The organism is Salmonella sp. SAL00653 (assembly GCF_046552515.1).
In the GTDB taxonomy this organism is placed as follows: Bacteria; Pseudomonadota; Gammaproteobacteria; order Enterobacterales; family Enterobacteriaceae; genus Salmonella; species Salmonella enterica.
The window spans coordinates 303406-320960 of sequence record NZ_JBGDTY010000002.1 but is presented as its reverse complement, the minus strand read 5'-3'; the positions used below and the strand labels follow the sequence as shown (position 1 = coordinate 320960).

Genomic DNA, 17555 nt, shown 5'->3' with positions numbered 1-17555 from the left:
CCTTGTTTAAGGCGCAATACACATCAAATCATCTATTTTTCTTTTACAATTTTTGATATGAAAATAGTTAATTTTGCTGTAATGGCGGTAGCTTTGTTCGCCACTAATTCTATGGTTTCAGTATATGCCGTCAACCAGCAATTAAATTCAGCCACTAAATTATTCAGCGTGAAGCTGGGGGCTACACGAGTGATTTATCACGCTGGTACGGCTGGAGCGACGCTCTCGGTGAGCAACCCGCAGAATTACCCTATTTTGGTTCAGTCTTCAGTCAAAGCAGCAGACAAAAGTTCGCCTGCTCCCTTTTTGGTGATACCGCCTCTATTTCGTTTAGAAGCGAACCAGCAGAGTCAACTGCGTATTGTCCGTACTGGTGGTGACATGCCAACGGATCGTGAGACTTTACAGTGGGTCTGTATAAAGGCGGTACCACCCGAAAATGAACCGTCGGATACACAGGCTAAGGGCGCGACCCTTGACCTCAATTTGTCCATCAACGCCTGTGATAAGCTGATTTTCCGCCCGGATGCCGTGAAGGGGACGCCGGAAGATGTTGCAGGAAATTTAAGATGGGTGGAGACGGGCAACAAACTTAAGGTGGAGAACCCCACCCCGTTTTACATGAATTTAGCCTCTGTCACAGTAGGGGGAAAGCCCATTACAGGGCTTGAGTATGTCCCCCCCTTTGCTGACAAAACACTAAATATGCCAGGTAGTGCCCATGGTGATATCGAGTGGAGAGTTATTACAGACTTTGGTGGTGAAAGTCATCCGTTCCACTACGTTCTTAAATAAATCCAGGGGTTTAGCGGCAGAAAATGAAGCTCAAACAACCTGCCTTGCTACTGTTTATCGCGGGAGTGGTTCATTGCGCAAATGCGCACGCTTACACATTCGATGCATCAATGTTGGGCGATGCAGCGAAAGGGGTTGATATGTCGCTCTTTAACCAGGGGGTACAACAGCCAGGGACTTATCGAGTGGACGTGATGGTGAATGGTAAACGTATCGACACCCGTGATGTGGTGTTCAAATTGGAAAAGGATGGGCAAGGAACGCCTTTTCTGGCTCCTTGTTTGACGGTCAGTCAGCTTTCACGCTACGGCGTAAAAACGGAAGATTACCCTCAGTTGTGGAAAGCAGCAAAGACCCCAGATGAGTGTGCGGATCTGACCGCCATTCCACAGGCTAAAGCGGTACTGGATATCAATAATCAGCAACTGCAACTGAGTATTCCGCAGTTGGCATTGCGTACGAAATTTAAGGGGATCGCTCCTGAAGATCTCTGGGATGATGGTATTCCGGCGTTTCTGATGAACTACAGTGCGAGGACAATGCAGACGGATTACAAAATGGATATGGGGAGGCGTGACAACTCTTCCTGGGTACAACTGCAACCGGGAATCAATATAGGTGCGTGGCGTGTCCGCAATGCGACCAGTTGGCAGCGGAGTAGTCAACTGTCGGGGAAGTGGCAGGCAGCATATACCTATGCTGAGCGTGGACTGTACTCACTAAAAAGTCGTCTGACTCTGGGGCAAAAGACTTCGCAGGGGGAGATATTTGATAGTGTGCCATTTACCGGTGTGATGTTGGCATCGGATGACAACATGGTGCCCTACAGTGAGCGGCAGTTTGCTCCGGTAGTGCGTGGGATTGCCCGCACGCAGGCTCGGGTGGAGGTCAAACAGAATGGTTACACCATTTACAACACCACTGTGGCGCCCGGACCGTTTGCACTGCGGGATCTGTCGGTAACAGACAGTAGTGGTGATCTGCATGTCACCGTGTGGGAGGCCGATGGCAGTACACAAATGTTTGTGGTGCCGTATCAGACCCCGGCGATAGCACTGCACCAGGGATATTTGAAGTACAGCCTGTTGGCGGGCCGATACCGATCGTCAGACTCTGCAACAGATAAGGCGCAGATCGCGCAGGCTACGTTGATGTATGGTCTGCCGTGGAATCTCACTGCATATGGCGGTATACAGAGTGCAACGCACTATCAAGCTGCATCGCTTGGTTTGGGGGTATCTCTCGGGCGGTGGGGGAGTTTATCTGTCGATGGAAGCGACACACACAGTCAGCGTCAGGGGGAAGCGGTACAGCAAGGAGCCTCCTGGCGACTGCGTTACAGCAACCAGCTGACTGCGACGGGAACAAATTTTTCTCTGACGAGATGGCAGTATGCCTCGCAGGGCTATAACACCTTATCCGATGTGCTCGACAGTTATCGACATGATGGCAACCGTCTATGGTCGTGGCGGGAAAATTTGCAGCCGAGCTCGCGTACCACCCTGATGTTGAGTCAGTCATGGGGGAGGCATTTGGGCAATCTGAGTTTAACCGGTTCCCGTACCGACTGGCGTAATCGCCCCGGTCATGATGACAGCTACGGACTGAGTTGGGGAACCTCTATCGGAGGGGGCTCGCTGTCATTGAACTGGAATCAAAACAGAACGCTGTGGCGCAATGGCGCGCACCGTAAAGAGAACATAACCAGCCTGTGGTTCAGTATGTCATTAAGCCGCTGGACGGGGAATAATGTAAGTGCCAGTTGGCAGATGACTTCACCATCACACGGTGGTCAGACGCAACAAGTGGGGGTCAACGGAGAGGCATTCAGTCAGCAACTGGATTGGGAGGTGCGTCAGAGTTACCGTGCCGATGCCCCGCCAGGTGGTGGTAATAACAGCGCATTGCACTTGGCATGGAATGGGGGTTACGGCCTGTTAGGTGGTGACTATAGCTACAGCCGGGCGATGCGCCAGATGGGAGTCAATATCGCGGGAGGTATAGTTATCCACCATCATGGTGTGACGCTGGGGCAACCTTTGCAAGGCTCAGTGGCGCTGGTTGAAGCGCCAGGGGCCTCGGGGGTGCCAGTTGGCGGCTGGCCTGGCGTTAAGACGGATTTTCGTGGCGACACCACAGTGGGCAACCTGAGCGTCTATCAGGAGAATACAGTCAGCCTCGATCCGTCGCGACTACCGGATGACGCAGAGGTCACACAAACCGATGTGCGCGTGGTGCCAACCGAAGGGGCAGTGGTGGAAGCGAAGTTTCACACTCGCATCGGGGCCAGGGCACTGATGACGCTGAAACGGGAGGATGGTAGCGCCATTCCTTTCGGGGCGCAGGTTACAGTCAATGGGCAGGATGGCAGTGCTGATCTGGTGGATACTGATAGCCAGGTTTATCTCACTGGTCTGGCGGATAAGGGCGAACTGACGGTGAAATGGGGAGCACAGCAATGTCGGGTTAACTACCACCTACCTGCCCATAAGGGAATCGCGGGCTTGTATCAAATGAGCGGTCTCTGCAGATAGCCGATTCTGAAGGAGAGAATAATGTGGATGAAAATACAGCGAGTGAAAATGGTTATCTATAGCGTAAGCTTACTGGTCACTGTCAGTAGCTTGATGCCGATAGCGAACGCCGCAGAAAAACTTCAGACAACGCTACGTGTAGGGGCTTACTTTCGGGCTGGGCACGTGCCAGATGGGATGGTGCTTGCGCAAGGCTGGGTGACTTATCACGGCAGTCACAGCGGGTTTCGGGTATGGAGCGATGAGCAAAAGGCGGGTAACACGCCTACCGTATTGCTGCTGAGCGGGCAACAGGATCCTCGCCATCACATTCAGGTTCGCCTGGAGGGCGAGGGATGGCAACCAGATACAGTGAATGGTCGTGGCGCCATTTTAAGAACCGCTGCAGATAACGCCAGTTTCAGTGTGGTCGTTGATGGTAATCAGGAAGTGCCAGCGGACACCTGGACGCTGGATTTTAAGGCCTGTGCATTGGCGCAGGAGGATACGTAGCCGTCTGTTCCACTCATACTTCCTGTATAAGTGAATAAGGCGAATACTGTATATCAGGTTCGAGGATGTATTGAAAATTTACTCAAGGCAAATATGGTTAGCAATCTTCATTGCAGAAAAATCAATTGCTGATTTATTTTAAAATCTGAAATTCATCTTTTTTTGTAGGGAGAGGAATATTATGTTTCGTAAAATAATTTAACGGACACTGATGCCTTTATTATTTTCTGTTTTGTGGATTTGTTTGATTCACTCTTTTGTGAGCGGGGCTTTATAAGCCCCTGGTATAAGGTTTGTTTATCTGTCAGGTATTCATATGTGATATTTAAGATTTTATGTTTAGAGGGCTTTTTCTTGTCCCCTCAGGCGTAAAAATAATTTATTTTTTATATAAAGGAATAAAGCATATGTCTTATGCACGACATTTACCGGTATTAATGTATCACCATGTCAGTGATAAACCCGGACAGATAACCTTATCTCCCCGTACGTTCCGGGCGCAGATGAAATGGCTGGCTGAATCTGGCTGGAAAACCGTTACCGCAGCAGAGGTGGAAGCTTTTTATCATGGTGCAAGATTGCCTCGTAAAAGCGTCATGCTGACCTTTGATGGCGGCTGGCTGGATAACTGGTTGCAGGTTTTTCCGGTGCTGCAGGAGTTTAATCTGCATGCGCATCTCTTTCTTGTGACCAGTTTGATCAGTGACGGACCGGTCCGTATTCCTGCAGGCGAACCGGTGTACTCTCATGATGAGTGTCAGATGCTGGTTAAACAAGGCCGGGCTGGTGAGGTCATGCTGCGCTGGTCAGAGGTCCGGGAGATGCACCTCAGTGGCCTTGTTGAGTTTCACTCGCACACGCACACCCACCGACGCTGGGACCAGAAACCTGTGTCCCGTAATCCGTCGGATTTGCTTCGTGTCGATATTCTTCTTAGTCGTAAGCGGATGAGGGAGATGCTGGGTTACTGCAGTCAGCATCTGTGCTGGCCTGAGGGCTGGTATTGTTCTGACTATATTCATGTGGCTGAAGAGCTGGGGTTCACATACCTGTATACCACAGAAAGGCGTATGAACAATCCAGTCATCGGTTCACAGCGTATTGGTCGTATCAACACAAAGGAGCGAAAGAATGTGGGCTGGCTGAAACGTCGTCTGTTTTATCACACCACGCCCGGATTTTCTTCGCTGCTGGCCCGGCATAAGAGGCCACGTCGGATAGCTGACTGAGCCGGAGACCAGGATGAAAGTGCTGCATACCGAATCCTCCCCCATCATCGGCGGGCAGGGGTTGTAGGCTATATCCCAAATGATGGTGCTGATTTTGAGCAGAAATAAGATAACACCGGAGGCCGTGATAGACCCGGTTGCGCAGAATCTGGAGGCAGCAGGTCACTGGCGCAGGGCTTCTACCCGCTGGCTTTTGGTCATGGGCGATTTTGAATGTACAGAGGCCCAGCGGGAGTGGTTGTTGTTGCGCCGGAATTATTGCCTTGCGCAGATATCTTCCCCTGGCGCCAGTAAAGCTGGATATCAGCGACGTGACGAAATGAGAGGAGCCTGCACATAGGTTTGTGTTTTGAGTAAGTGTCTTATTTAAACCGTCTGTTCTGTTTCCTCCGCTTTCACAAATAATATCGAGCCGGGTGGGGGGTACGCAAGTAAGAATAATCTGGCGATGTTTTGCTTGTTTCCACGGGATACTTTGTTAGGTGAACGATGCAATTAATGTGCTCCAGACTGCGTCACAGAAAAGGAGAATGCCTTTGCAGAACGGGTGCATGACAATGAACCACTTTATTATTGAGATCTGGTTCGGCGACAACCTTGACGATCGCTTCTGAGATAGGGTATTTACACTGAGTGGTAAACAGGTTCAATTAGTAACCGGAGATGGATGCAAAATCATGATCGATTCAGATGCTATTTTGCAGCCAATAGATTTTTTATTATGATGATATCAAGGACATTGAGGCACACAATGACGCATCAGTAAGTCGTTGATAGCTCCTTTAATATAAGAATTTCTTTTATCAACGGAAGATAATGATGGAACTGATCAATAATCGTGGTATGCGAGACTGGATGATATTTATTAAAGTGGCGGAAGTAGGGAATCTTTCCCGGGCTGCACGGGAATTAGATATTAGCATTTCTGCTGTCAGTAAATCGCTTAGTCGCCTTGAGAATTCTATTGAGGTTACTTTACTTCGGCGCGATTCACATCACTTAGAACTGACTGGATCTGGTCAGACAGCCTATGCAAGCATGAAAAGGATAACATCTTCCTTTCAGTCCTTGCTGGATGAATTGCGAAATCCGGATAAAATTATCAGAGGGAGTATAAAATTTTCGGCTCCGGCTATTGTCTGTGAGTTTCTTGCCAATAAGTGGATATGGGAATTTACAGCTAGCTATCCGGATACAAAAATCTACCTGGATTCACGAGAGCGTAGCGATTTTTTTAGTAAATCCCTGGAGTTTGATGAGCTGGTTTTTAAAAGTGGCATAATCGAAAGTGAGGATCTCGTGTATCGAAAGATAAGCCCTTTAAAGTTGGTTCTTTGTGCGAGTCCGAAATATATCAGAAAATATGGCAGGATCTCACATCCTGGCGATTTGGAAAATCACATTATTGTGGGTCTTCACAACCATGGTCTTTCCGGACCTCTTACTCTTTTCCGTCAAGATGAATCATACACTATTAGTGGCGCTGTTAATGTTCATTTATCTTCCAATAATCTTTTGAGTGTTCTTAATTTGGTTTTAGAAGGAAAGGGTATCAACCTCATGACTCCGGCCTGGCTTGCCACCAAATACTTAAAAAATAATGAACTTGAAATTATACTTCCTGAATGGAGGGTTCCAGATCTCCCCATTTATCTTGTATGGCGTCATCGTCAGTATTCTTCTCCTTTATTTCAACGCTTTCTGTCTTTTATTGAAGATAAATGGAATAATCGCCCACAAATTGATTTTCTGAATGATGATTAACCCGTTTGGAATGGTTTTGACACGTTCCTGACTTAAACCCACATGATGATGACTGAATTGAGGCATCGAGATATGCGACTGGTCAGCCAGTCGTCTTTTGACGATGCCCAATACAAAACATGATGCCGACTGACGGAAATGATAATACCCGGAAACAGGACGGGACTGTTTTTGGGCAGCCGGAAGTTAAGCCCATACCAGAAACGTTGCAGTGTACTGAAAAATGGCGCCAGGTTGCACTGTAAGTATCCCGCATAATCGAGCCATTCACATTTAGAGATCATCCGGCATAATCAATCTGCCAACGCAGGAGATCGCTGTGCGTAAAGCCCGTATTACTGCGCACCAGATCATCGCTGTGATTAGATCAGTTGAATCCGGACGGACTGTTAAAGATGTCTACCGGGAGGCCGGTATTTCTGAAGCCACCAGGGACAACTGGAAGTCTGGATACGGCGGCATGGAAGCTTCTGATATTAAATCTTGAGGATGTCAACGCCAGGATTTATGGTCGTTTTTCGCTATTTTTAATATCCGCTGTTTGATCACTTCTGCTGTCCGCTTTCCGCCATTTCATCTTCACTGATTGGCGTTGCGCTTTTGGTCAGCGCCCCGACTTTGCGTTTTTCCTTCAGTTGGTAACTTTCTCCTTTGATATTCAGTGTGGTTGAGTGATGTGCAGTAGCCGATCCAGGATCGCTGTTGCCAGCACGTTATCACCGAACATCTCTCCCCAGTCTGCGAAGCCTTTGTTTGACGTCAGGATAATGCTCGCTTTTTCATACCGTCGGTTCAGCAGACGGAAGAACAGACTGGCTTCCTCACTGGTCATTGGCAGGTAACCTATTTCGTCCAGGATCAGCCCCCGCGCATAGCTCAGTTGTTGTAGCTGGCGCTCCAGGCGGTTTTCCAGCTTCGCTTTCATCAGCGTCTACCAACCTGTCCTGCGGCATGAACAACACCCGATGGCCCACATCTGCCGCTTTCACACCGGGGGCAGCGGCCAGGTGGGTTTTCTCCACTCCGGGGGCCCCAGCAGGATCACATTCTCGCAGCGCTCCACGAACGCCAGACCGGCCAACTCCCGGACGACCTTACGATCGATGCCTGGCTGGAAGCTGAAGTCGAACTGCTCCAGCGTTTTGACTCATGGCAGACGAGCCTGTTTCAGCCGGGATTCCATTCCGCGCTGATGTCTGCCGTTCTATTCCTGCTGCAGCGCCATGCACAGGAATGTCGACTTATTTTGGGCTGACAGAGGCATTGGTCGTTAAGACTTGTATATTCATGTTGCTTACTCGCACAAAAGGGGGAAAGGAACCGTAAACAACATTGACAGGTAAGGGACTGGCATCAATTTGAATGGTGTTTTTTATAACATTATGTTTTAAAAGGTGAATTGTATTTTCATGGTGAATTGTTCTGTTTTATATTGTTGTTTATGAAATATTTAACCAATATTTCATCTAAAAATAGTGTATTATATTGATTACACTTTGCTGGAGAGGTGTAAACATCAAGCGTAACCATATGATGTATATAAGTTTTTATTTGCTGATATCATATTTTTAACAGATATTGAGCAAGTAAATCTGATCTAACTGTAACTTTAGTTTTCTAAATTAATTACTTTGCTTACTTTTTTTTACCTGGTTTTGTAAAACCTCATGATGATCAGTCTATTTGTGGCTTTGTTTAAGGTTTATTTGGTTTTGTAGTCTGAATTGTATCTCCCTCCTGGAGGGCTTTCTTTAGATTCTCTGTCTCCTACGTTGTTATGTTACGTATTTGTTGCTTTGAAGGAGGGGGAAATACAGTTCCATTTATCTGAGTAAGTCAGGTACACAGTAACAACTTTCTTATGAAGAATTTCCAAAATTTTTACTGCGGCGTTATTAATTGTTCAGCGATTCTTACAGATCTGTCGTTCGCTTTTGGTGAATGAAATCCGTGGACTTTTATTTACTAATTTTTTCTTTCCTGAAAAAAACAGAGGTATTGAGCGAAAAATTTTATTCCGTATGATGCCCTCCACACAAAATGTATTAACACTGAATCGTAATTTGCTTCTTTATGCTGATAACTTTCTGTCTATGCTAATACTAAAATTTAGATGACTTTTATACGGTAAAATCTGGTATGAATTTTAAAGATACTCTTCCCGGGGTGTTTCTCTGTGTCGCTATGTTTGCATGTGGTCATGCCAGGGCGAATATGCTCGTTTATCCCATGGCGGCAGAAATTAATAGTAGCCGCGAAGAGGCCACCTCACTGTTCGTCTATTCTAAATCAGATCATGTGCAATATATTCGAACAAGAATCATGCGTATTGAACACCCTGGTATGCCACAGGAGAAGGAGGTACCAGCAGGGAATGATATAGAGACAGGACTTGTTGTCTCCCCGGAGAAATTTGCTCTTTCCCCGGGAACAAAAAAAACAATACGTGTTATCAGTACTCAGGCACCGGAAAGAGAGGAAGCCTGGCGGGTATACTTCGAGGCTGTTCCTGAACTGGAAGATGATCCACAGGCAGGCGGAAAGCAAAATTCATCCGTAAGTGTGAATCTTGTCTGGGGGGTGTTGCTGCGTGTTTCTCCGTCAGACCCCAGGCCTGCGCTGGTAACGAACGGTCACCACCTGCTGAATACGGGAAACACACGGCTTTCTCTTATTCGGGCTGGCAACTGCGACACCACATGCCACTGGCAGAATATAGGCAAAAGTATTTATCCCGGCGGGAGTGCTGATATTCCGGCCGGAATAAAAAGTAATGTATTTCGTGTGGAATATCGTACGGGTGCAAATTCACCGGTAATCTCTGCTGATTTAACAGCAGCCGGAAAGTAAAAACACACGGAGCGTACGCTATACCCTACATTTATTCTCAGGGGGAGCGGATGTATACCGAGTGTACATATATCACTGTAATAAACAACAAAGCAAGGTTATTTTTTATGAACATGAAAACATCTTTTATTGCCGCAGCTGTGGCATTGGCCACCGTTTATTCTTTTTCTGTTTCTGCGGTTCAGAAGGATATTACCGTCACTGCCAATATTGACAGTACACTTGAACTGCTGCAGGCCGATGGTTCATCCCTCCCGTCGACTATGAAGCTGGATTTCATGCCGGGTAAGGGCCTGGTCCATAAATCACTCCAGACCCGCCTTTACAGCAACGATCAGACCAAGTCGGTTAATGTAAAACTGTTGAATGCTCCACAACTTATCAACGTCCTGGATCCCACCAAAACCATTGATATGGAAGTGACTCTGGGAGGACGGTCACTGACCACCACCAATTCTGTACTGGAAGCTAAAACCCTGTTCCCGGACGGAAAAACTGGCGATGCTTCAGCTCTGCTGAACCTGGATATTGGTCAGAAGGCTGGAGCAGCCTTACAAAACCTGCCTGCCGGTGAATACAGCGGATTGGTCAGTCTGGTGATTTCACAGGCTGTCACTGCCGGCTAATAACCGGTTATTAGCTCTTCATCTGATCCGGTTTTGGGGTGTCACCGTTCGTACCTGAACCGGATCCGGTATTGATCTTATTATTCATTGCAATTCAGGTCTCTTTACGTGAGTCGTTATTTCTGGATGTATTATTTACTGGGATTGTGCAGTTTTACCAGCCAGGCAACTCTTATTCCCCCTCCTGGATTTGAATCTCTGCTGGAAGGACAGACTGAGCAAATTGAAGTGTTGCTACCAGGGCATTCACTGGGATTATTTCCGGTGGTGGTTAAACCGGACACCGTGCAGTTCATGTCCCCATTGATGGTACTTGAAAGCAGTGGGCTTGCCGCGTTGCCGGCCGCAGAACGGCAAAAAGCGCTGGCTGCACTCAGCCGTCCGTTGCTACGTAACAGCAATCTGGTCTGTGGTGTCTCAGAAGCAAAAGACAGCAGCGAGTGTGGTTACGTGGCAACAGATAAAGAGGATGTTGCGGTTATTTTTGATGAGAACAACGCTCAGTTATCTTTGTTTCTTAACCGGGACTGGTTGCCGGATGAAGAACGACGTGATAAACGCTGGCTGACTCCGACCCCGGAGGGTGTCAGCGCATTTATTCACCGCCAGACGCTGTATCTGAGTGATGATCTCCACAGTCGTAATATGACACTGAATGGTAGCGGTGCCCTGGGGCTTGGTGACGGTCGTTATCTGGGAGGCAACTGGGCGGCTATCTGGAATCAGTCAGAACATTACAATAACAGTCAGGCCTGGTTTGACAATCTGTTTGTCCGTCAGGATCTCGGCAATCAGTATTATTTCCAGGCTGGTCGGATGGATCAGCGGAATCTGTCCAGCGCCACGGGGGGGGATTTTGGGTTCAGTCTGCTTCCCCTGAGCCGGTTTGATGGATTACGAACCGGGACCACCCAAGCTTATGTTAACCATGAGGTGGACCAGAATGCCACTCCGGTTATGGTTCAGGTTACCCGAAATGCCCGTATTGATATTTATCGTGGCAGCGAGTTGCTGGGGAGTCAGTTCCTGACCCCGGGAATGCATACCCTGGATACTCATTCTCTTCCACCGGGAAGCTATCCTCTGGCGTTGCGGGTGTATGAGGATGGGATTCTGCGGCGAACGGAGACCCAGCCCTTCAGTAAGTGGGGCAATAGCTTCAGTGCACAGACCCAGTGGTTTATTCAGGGCGGGCCGGAAGATACCGGGGATAAAGCCAGCCATTATGACGGTGAGACTGTCATGGCTGCCGGATTCCAAACTGGGCTGCGGAAAAATATCAGTCTGACCGAAGGTATCTCTCTGGCACATGAGGCCTGGTACAGTGAAACCCGACTGAATTCACAGCATGCAGTGCTGGATGGCACGCTGGACCTTTCTGCCGGGATACTGCATGGGACAGACAGCACGAGCGGTAACACTGAGCAGGTGACATACAACGACGGATTTTCCGCGAGTCTGTGGCGTAACCATACGGAAAGTGATGCCTGTAGTGGTCGTCATCCACAGTCAGTGCATGCCAGTATGACCTGCCAGACTTCGATGAACGCCTCCCTGTCGGTTCCGGTGGGGAACTGGTATGCCCTACTGGGATACAGTACCAGCAGGACAGAAGGTCGGCCGGTTTACCGGGGATATGATGATAACAGTGACAAAGAAAATGTGTTCTGGCGACAGGCATACATCCCTGCCTCTCACCGCGAATCTGCTCAGGCTAGTGCAACGTACAGCCTTAATATGGCTGGCATGAATATTAATACCCATGGGGGAGTATGGCGAACCCGAAATGACGGAGTGAATGATGATGGCTTGTTTATGAGTGTCAGTGTGTCATATGCCTCTCGACCACCGACAATGACTGGCAGTAATGGGTATACCTCAGCCGGGACCGATATTCACAGTAGCCGGAATCAAAAAACACAGACGTCCTGGAATGTGAACCATGTGAGATCCTGGCAGCAGGATCTGTATCGTGAACTGTCGGTGGGTTTCTCCGGTTATAACGACGACAGCTGGAGCGGGAGTCTCGGCGGACGCATGAGCGGCCGTATGGGTGAACTGAGCGCCACTATCAGTAACTCCCATCAACGTAATGCGGGCAGCGCCAGTTCACTCACCGCTGGCTACAGCTCGTCTCTGGCGTTATCCCGTAATGGACTGTTCTGGGGAGGTGGTCAGGACGGTGAACCGGCCTCTGGCATGGCGGTGAACGTGGAGTCAGAGGGGGACGAGGGCAGTAGCGGGAAAGTAGTCAGCGTTCGTGGCAGCAGCCAGCCGTTCAGTCTCGGTTTTGGTCAGCAGTCGCTGTTGCTGATGGAAGGCTATAACGCCACGGAGGTGACCATTGAGGATGCAGGGGTTAGTTCACAGGGTATGGCAGGCGTAAAAGCGGGAGGGGGAAGCAGGTGCTACTTCCTGACACCCGGGCATCTGCTGGTTCACAACATCAGCGCCAGTATGAGCCGACTGTACGTTGGCCGCGTAGTGGACAAGGATGGCAGACCGCTGCTGGACGCACAGCCACTGAACCATCCATTTTTGTCGTTGGGACCTTCCGGGCGATTTAGCCTGCAGAGCGAGCATAAAGAATCCAGCCTGTGGCTGCTGTCAAAAAACAGGATCCTGCGTTGTCCGATGTCAGTACATAAACGTCGGGATGTTATGCAGGTAGTGGGTGATGTGCGGTGTGAATTAAGTGACGTGGATGCCCTGCCACAGGCGTTGCAAATATCGCCGCGGGTCATCCGTTTGCTGAACGTGGCAGGTTTGCTGCGCCATTCCGTTCAGGAAGCCTGACATAAAGATAAAGGCGATAGTATGAAGAATAAAATGAAGTGGACAAGTATGACAGCCCATTGGTCAGCAATTATTAATTTCATCCGAAAATATGTTTATCCAGCAAGGATGATTGTAATCCTGTTGATGGCTGGCGCTACACTGCCACAAATTGCTGACGCGACGATTACCGATTGGGCAAGCACTGTCAACCTGAATTACGACATGAGCAATAAACCGGTTATCGCTCACGTCTGGAAAGAACAGAACGCAAATTGGCTTTATGGCGGATGGGTATGCAGGTCCGACCGTGATGAAAACGAGGGGGCGTGTGACGAGACAAAACTACCACCGGGTATGCTGTATGGGGTTACAAAAATTCGTCTGCGTTTCAGGGAACAAATCAGCCATGCTGAAACCACGCTTATACTGGACGGTCAGTCTGGTGGATTTTGTCTCTCCACTAAAATTAGTGGGGGGTCGGTATGTAAATATCTAATGCAAAACCTGTCTGTCAACATTCCTTCAAAAGAGTTTGCGAAGATACCAAAAACTGGCATATGGAAGGCTACGTTGGCCCTGGATGTGATTAGCAGGCATACCTGGAGTAAAGTTGGAGCCTGGACTGCAGATATCACGTTGACCGTTACAGACCACTTTGCTGAAAATGCGGCTATTTACTTTCCGCAATTTGGTACAGCAACGCCTCGTGTTGACCTGAATCTTCACCGGATGAATGCCTCACAAATGTCGGGCAGGGCTAATCTGGATATGTGTCTGTATGACGGAGGTGTGAAAGCCCGTTCATTACAGATGAAGATAGAAGGAAGCAATAAGTCAGGTACGGGATTTCAGGTTATAAAGAGCGATTCTGCTGATACGATTGATTATGTGGTCAGTATGAATTATGGGGGACGAAGTATTCCTGTCACCCGTGGTGTGGAGTTCAGCCTGGATAACGTGGATAAAGCAGCAACGCGTCCGGTGGTACTTCCCGGGCAACGGCAGGCGGTACGTTGTGTGCCAGTGCCCCTTACCCTGACAACACAACCCTTTAACATCAGGGAGAAGCGTTCTGGTGAGTATCAGGGAACGCTGACAGTGACAATGCTGATGGGAACACAAACCCCCTGACAGTAATTATTTATTTTATTGATATCTTTCTTATATGGTTTTTTAAATCAGAGTTCTCTTTATATACTTGTTTTATTTAATAAAGAAAATCTATTCACTTATGAAAATCAATGCGTGAGGTTCTGCTTTCCTATGACTGAGTATTTAGATGATAAAGATAAAGAATTATTGAAAGAAATCCAAAAAGATTGTGCACAAACTTTATGGCAACTTGCATATAAAGTGGGGCTTACGCCCACACCATGTTTCAAACGTTTAAAAAAACTTAAAGACAGGGGGGGTATCATTGGTCAGTTCGCTTTATTGGATAAAGAAAAACTAGGCCTTTCACTTAATGTCTTTATTATGATTAACATATCTGAGGAGCAATACGCTAGTATTTCTGAGGAAATAAAGTCAATGCCTGAGGTTATTGCCTTTTATCGAATTTCTGGATCATTTAATTATTTAATGCATACAGTATTTACAGATATGAACGATTACTATAGTTTTTATGAGAAAATAATATTAACTAATTCTTCAATTAGTGGATCTGCATCGAGCTTTGTTCTTGAGCAAATAAAGGAAACAAACGAACTGCCAGTGTGAAAGTGTGATGTGTACTTACTGATTTAATACATTATTATCCTTCTTATGGAACAACAACGGCAGATTGCGGCTGTTGAACAAGGATTTTAATCAGCAGTGGTGAGATTAAGCGGCACAGAATAACATAGCGGAATATCATATGGTTAAATATCACCCCGTGCATGTAACAAAAAACCGCATTAAAACAGATGATGTTACTGATATTTATTTCGTTGAATCCTTCTGGAAAGAAGGCGAAAACCACATAATTGAGTCATTGACGTTTTTTGAAGAGTTACAAAAGTCATTTAATTTATTCAACCATAAATATGGGATAAATAAATATATACTCAGGCTCCCCTGGGAATTTGTGCTCATACATTTGGAAAGGATCAGTAAATTAAATAGCGTCGGGTTATTTGCTGTTTCTGTTGACTTTAATAATAACCACAAATTTCTGAGCGAGTACATCAGGAGTCGCAGAGATTATGGTATGGAAGTTTGGTTTGATTTTTGTGGTAAACATTCTTATTCCAGTGAAATTAAAAACCTTGGGTTCTTTTTTCAGGCTTGTGTAGTGCCTCGTGATCCTAATTTTATTAGTAGTGTTTATCATTATCATAAGTTTCAAAAGATTCTTGTCGGGGATATAAATGATGTAGAACAGAGAGCCGTGTACCAGAACGAAGTTGATTACATGTATGGAATGCAATGGCCATCGTCATATGACGGTTTTTTCTTTCGGGATCCTAAAAAAATGAAACTTGGTGTATATAACAGAAGGAGTGAAGATTTGAATCAAAAATATCTTATTTATTTTTTTGTTTAATTATTGTTTTGTTTTTTATTATGATTAAATATAAAGAATATCATTGTTCGTGTGGTGGGGAGGCTGAAAGTTTAGGGGATGACCGTTTATCAACAATTTTATTACAGCCACCATACGAATGGTTTATATATGCACTAGATGTATTATTTTAGTTTAATATATCGATGGTTGCTATTTGCATTGATGATGTTCCGTTACATTAAGGAATATACATCTGTATCTCTTTATACGCACGCTCACATTACTAATCATTATTAATATGAGTGTGGTTCTTGTTTTACGCATGCATGGTTGCATGTGACGTTAAATTTAAATGAGCTGACTGTATGAATTCTAAATACTTTAGAGAGGTATTTTTTGTCTCGGTAGTTGTTATATTATTATTTTATTTGGTGTTATTTGCAGCCAGTGCTCATGCTGAAGGCGGTTTCAGCTCTGGAGGCATTGGGTTATTTATGACGGGAACAAGAGAGATGCTACTGTAGAGATAATAAATTCTGCTAAAGATTCCCCAATTCTTGTGCATTGACATCCTCCACGTCCTGAAGGGCGTGGGTTCCTGCTCCAACGGGCTGCCTGACTGCACGCTCCTTCCACAGGCAAGCACGGCGTGTCCCGCTCTAAAATGTTACGCGCGCCGTTTACATCGGCGTTCGCAGTATATCTTCATACCAGACACTTGTAAGTATCTCGCATAATCGTGCCATTCACATTTAGAGATCATACAACAGGACGGGGCTGTTTTTGGGCAGCCGGAAGTTAAGCCCATACCAGAAACGTTGCAGTGTACTGAAAAATGGCGCCAGGTTGCACCTGTTCAACGATTTTCTGAAGGCGCAGGAGTATTCATTACTGATATCCTCCATTGCGCCTTCGGGAACCCACAGGACCAGCTATTTTACCAATAGTGTTTAAAAGGCGTAAGTAATGCCGAGCATGAAGTCATTGGAGGCAACCTTTGTGTCTGCATCATAAGCGGTATGTTCATCACCAGCATAGTGATTTTTTGAAATGCTTACTTTGCCTGCATTAATGTATTTATAACTGGCGTCAATCATAATATTATCTGTTACAGCATATTTTGCACCGATACCTGCGCCCCAGGCAAAGTTATTTTTTGAAGCAGACAGAGTTTCATTAATACCAAAACCAACAGGAATGGTGTTATTACTTAGCTTCACATGAGCAAGGCCAACGCCTGCGCTGATATAGGGGGTAAATGCCGTACTATTGTGAAAATCATAATAGCCATTAACCATGTAAGTGGTCATTCGGATCTGATTTTTTACATTTATGTGTACTGGATCACCAAATGCAATAATATCCTGCCCGCCTTTAGCATCCGTCTCACCTCTGAAAGTGGTATCCAGTTCTAAACGTACTGGAAGCTGGAATGGATCATAAAAGTCATAACCGATAGCAACCCCGCCGCCAAAAACGCCTTTGGTACGGTCAGGTAACGTTGCATGACCATTGACTATCTCATCCTGGCTGAAGGTTGAGTTGATTCCATAGACATTGACTACGGATGTTCCCGCTTTCCCGGTGATATAGATCCCTTCTTTTGCTGATGCAGTAGCGGACCAGGCTACCACAAGGGGAATGATGCAGACTGCGAAAAAGTTTTTCATTTCAGAACCTGCCTTAATATTGGGCTAAAAGACAAGTTTCACGGTATAGGGTGTGATATAACGATTACATAAACGAAGCCCAAAAAACGGTCTATTGTAACGCTGGGTTTTCTGTAAGCGGGTAAAAAATGAGATGAAAATATTAAATAACAATACGATAATCGTCGGTATGGAAATCCATCTCCTCGCCAAATTGCCCAACGTATGCCAGCCCCACGTACGGTTTCACTTCTACGTTATGTAACGGGTAGTGTGAGATGGTGCGATGCTGTAAGAAAAAGATGAAGATGAATTTGTACCTGTCCTGGATAAAGCCCGTTATCCAGGAA

At 46.6% G+C, this 17555-nt stretch carries 12 protein-coding genes and 6 pseudogenes; 15 read left to right on the top strand and 3 right to left on the bottom strand.

Going from position 1 to position 17555, the window contains the following annotated elements; all coding sequences use genetic code 11:
- The first annotated feature begins 57 nt into the window (after window positions 1–57).
- The 8 genes and pseudogenes from safB to ACLJRU_RS04350 all read left to right on the top strand — a co-directional run.
- The gene (safB, locus tag ACLJRU_RS04385) at window positions 58–795 is read left to right on the top strand and encodes a pili assembly chaperone SafB (protein ID WP_038393941.1); all 738 of its coding nucleotides are present in this window, start codon (window positions 58–60) and stop codon (window positions 793–795) included.
- A 23-nt stretch (window positions 796–818) separates the two neighbouring features.
- Window positions 819–3329 carry a fimbrial biogenesis outer membrane usher protein gene (locus ACLJRU_RS04380; RefSeq protein ID WP_001539128.1) on the top strand — a complete coding sequence of 837 codons (2511 nt, stop codon included), beginning with the start codon at window positions 819–821 and terminating at the stop codon, window positions 3327–3329.
- 21 nt (window positions 3330–3350) lie between these two features.
- Complete coding sequence (gene afaD, locus ACLJRU_RS04375) at window positions 3351–3821, top strand: AfaD family invasin (protein WP_000266932.1); 471 nt, start codon at window positions 3351–3353, stop codon at window positions 3819–3821.
- Window positions 3822–4228: 407 nt separating this feature from the next.
- Window positions 4229–5050: a polysaccharide deacetylase family protein gene (locus ACLJRU_RS04370; protein ID WP_000119392.1), complete on the top strand. Its 822-nt coding sequence runs from the start codon at window positions 4229–4231 to the stop codon at window positions 5048–5050.
- Window positions 5051–5132: 82 nt separating this feature from the next.
- A pseudogene (locus ACLJRU_RS04365) lies at window positions 5133–5370 on the top strand (PerC family transcriptional regulator); the annotation flags it as partial.
- A gap of 496 nt (window positions 5371–5866) precedes the next feature.
- On the top strand, window positions 5867–6814 hold the full coding sequence (locus ACLJRU_RS04360) for a LysR family transcriptional regulator (protein ID WP_001539130.1): 948 nt from the start codon (window positions 5867–5869) through the stop codon (window positions 6812–6814).
- Window positions 6815–6933: 119 nt separating this feature from the next.
- A pseudogene (locus ACLJRU_RS04355) lies at window positions 6934–7053 on the top strand (hypothetical protein); the annotation flags it as partial.
- Between the two features lie 80 nt (window positions 7054–7133).
- Window positions 7134–7295, top strand: a pseudogene (locus tag ACLJRU_RS04350) (transposase); the annotation flags it as partial.
- Window positions 7296–7472: 177 nt separating this feature from the next.
- Here ACLJRU_RS04350 and ACLJRU_RS04345 read toward each other — a convergent pair.
- Window positions 7473–7919, bottom strand: a pseudogene (locus ACLJRU_RS04345) (ATP-binding protein).
- 1034 nt (window positions 7920–8953) lie between these two features.
- Here ACLJRU_RS04345 and tcfA point away from each other — a divergent pair.
- The 6 genes and pseudogenes from tcfA to tioA all read left to right on the top strand — a co-directional run bounded on the left by tcfA (window position 8954) and on the right by tioA (window position 15543).
- Window positions 8954–9664: a fimbrial chaperone TcfA gene (tcfA, locus tag ACLJRU_RS04340; protein ID WP_001539136.1), complete on the top strand. Its 711-nt coding sequence runs from the start codon at window positions 8954–8956 to the stop codon at window positions 9662–9664.
- Between the two features lie 50 nt (window positions 9665–9714).
- Complete coding sequence (tcfB, locus tag ACLJRU_RS04335; RefSeq protein WP_000287810.1) at window positions 9715–10290, top strand: fimbrial protein TcfB; 576 nt, start codon at window positions 9715–9717, stop codon at window positions 10288–10290.
- Window positions 10291–10398: 108 nt separating this feature from the next.
- Window positions 10399–13086 (top strand): fimbrial outer membrane usher protein TcfC, encoded by a 2688-nt coding sequence (tcfC, locus tag ACLJRU_RS04330; protein WP_023235258.1) that lies wholly within the window; start codon window positions 10399–10401, stop codon window positions 13084–13086.
- Window positions 13087–13107: 21 nt separating this feature from the next.
- Window positions 13108–14199, top strand: a complete 1092-nt coding sequence (tcfD, locus tag ACLJRU_RS04325) for a fimbrial protein TcfD (RefSeq protein ID WP_001539138.1) — start codon at window positions 13108–13110, stop codon at window positions 14197–14199.
- Between the two features lie 132 nt (window positions 14200–14331).
- On the top strand, window positions 14332–14787 hold the full coding sequence (tinR, locus tag ACLJRU_RS04320) for an Lrp/AsnC family transcriptional regulator TinR (protein ID WP_023235259.1): 456 nt from the start codon (window positions 14332–14334) through the stop codon (window positions 14785–14787).
- Window positions 14788–14926: 139 nt separating this feature from the next.
- Window positions 14927–15543: pseudogene (tioA, locus tag ACLJRU_RS04315) on the top strand (protein TioA).
- A gap of 602 nt (window positions 15544–16145) precedes the next feature.
- Here tioA and ACLJRU_RS04310 read toward each other — a convergent pair.
- Window positions 16146–16258, bottom strand: a pseudogene (locus ACLJRU_RS04310) (hypothetical protein); the annotation flags it as partial.
- A 56-nt stretch (window positions 16259–16314) separates the two neighbouring features.
- Between ACLJRU_RS04310 and ACLJRU_RS04305 the strand changes: the two are divergent.
- Complete coding sequence (locus ACLJRU_RS04305) at window positions 16315–16503, top strand: hypothetical protein (RefSeq protein WP_031606641.1); 189 nt, start codon at window positions 16315–16317, stop codon at window positions 16501–16503.
- 3 nt (window positions 16504–16506) lie between these two features.
- Here the strand turns inward: ACLJRU_RS04305 and pagN are convergent, their stop codons facing one another.
- Entirely contained in the window at window positions 16507–17226 is a 720-nt protein-coding gene (gene pagN, locus ACLJRU_RS04300) for an adhesin/invasin protein PagN (protein WP_001539143.1), read from the bottom strand.
- Window positions 17227–17555 lie beyond the last annotated feature (329 nt).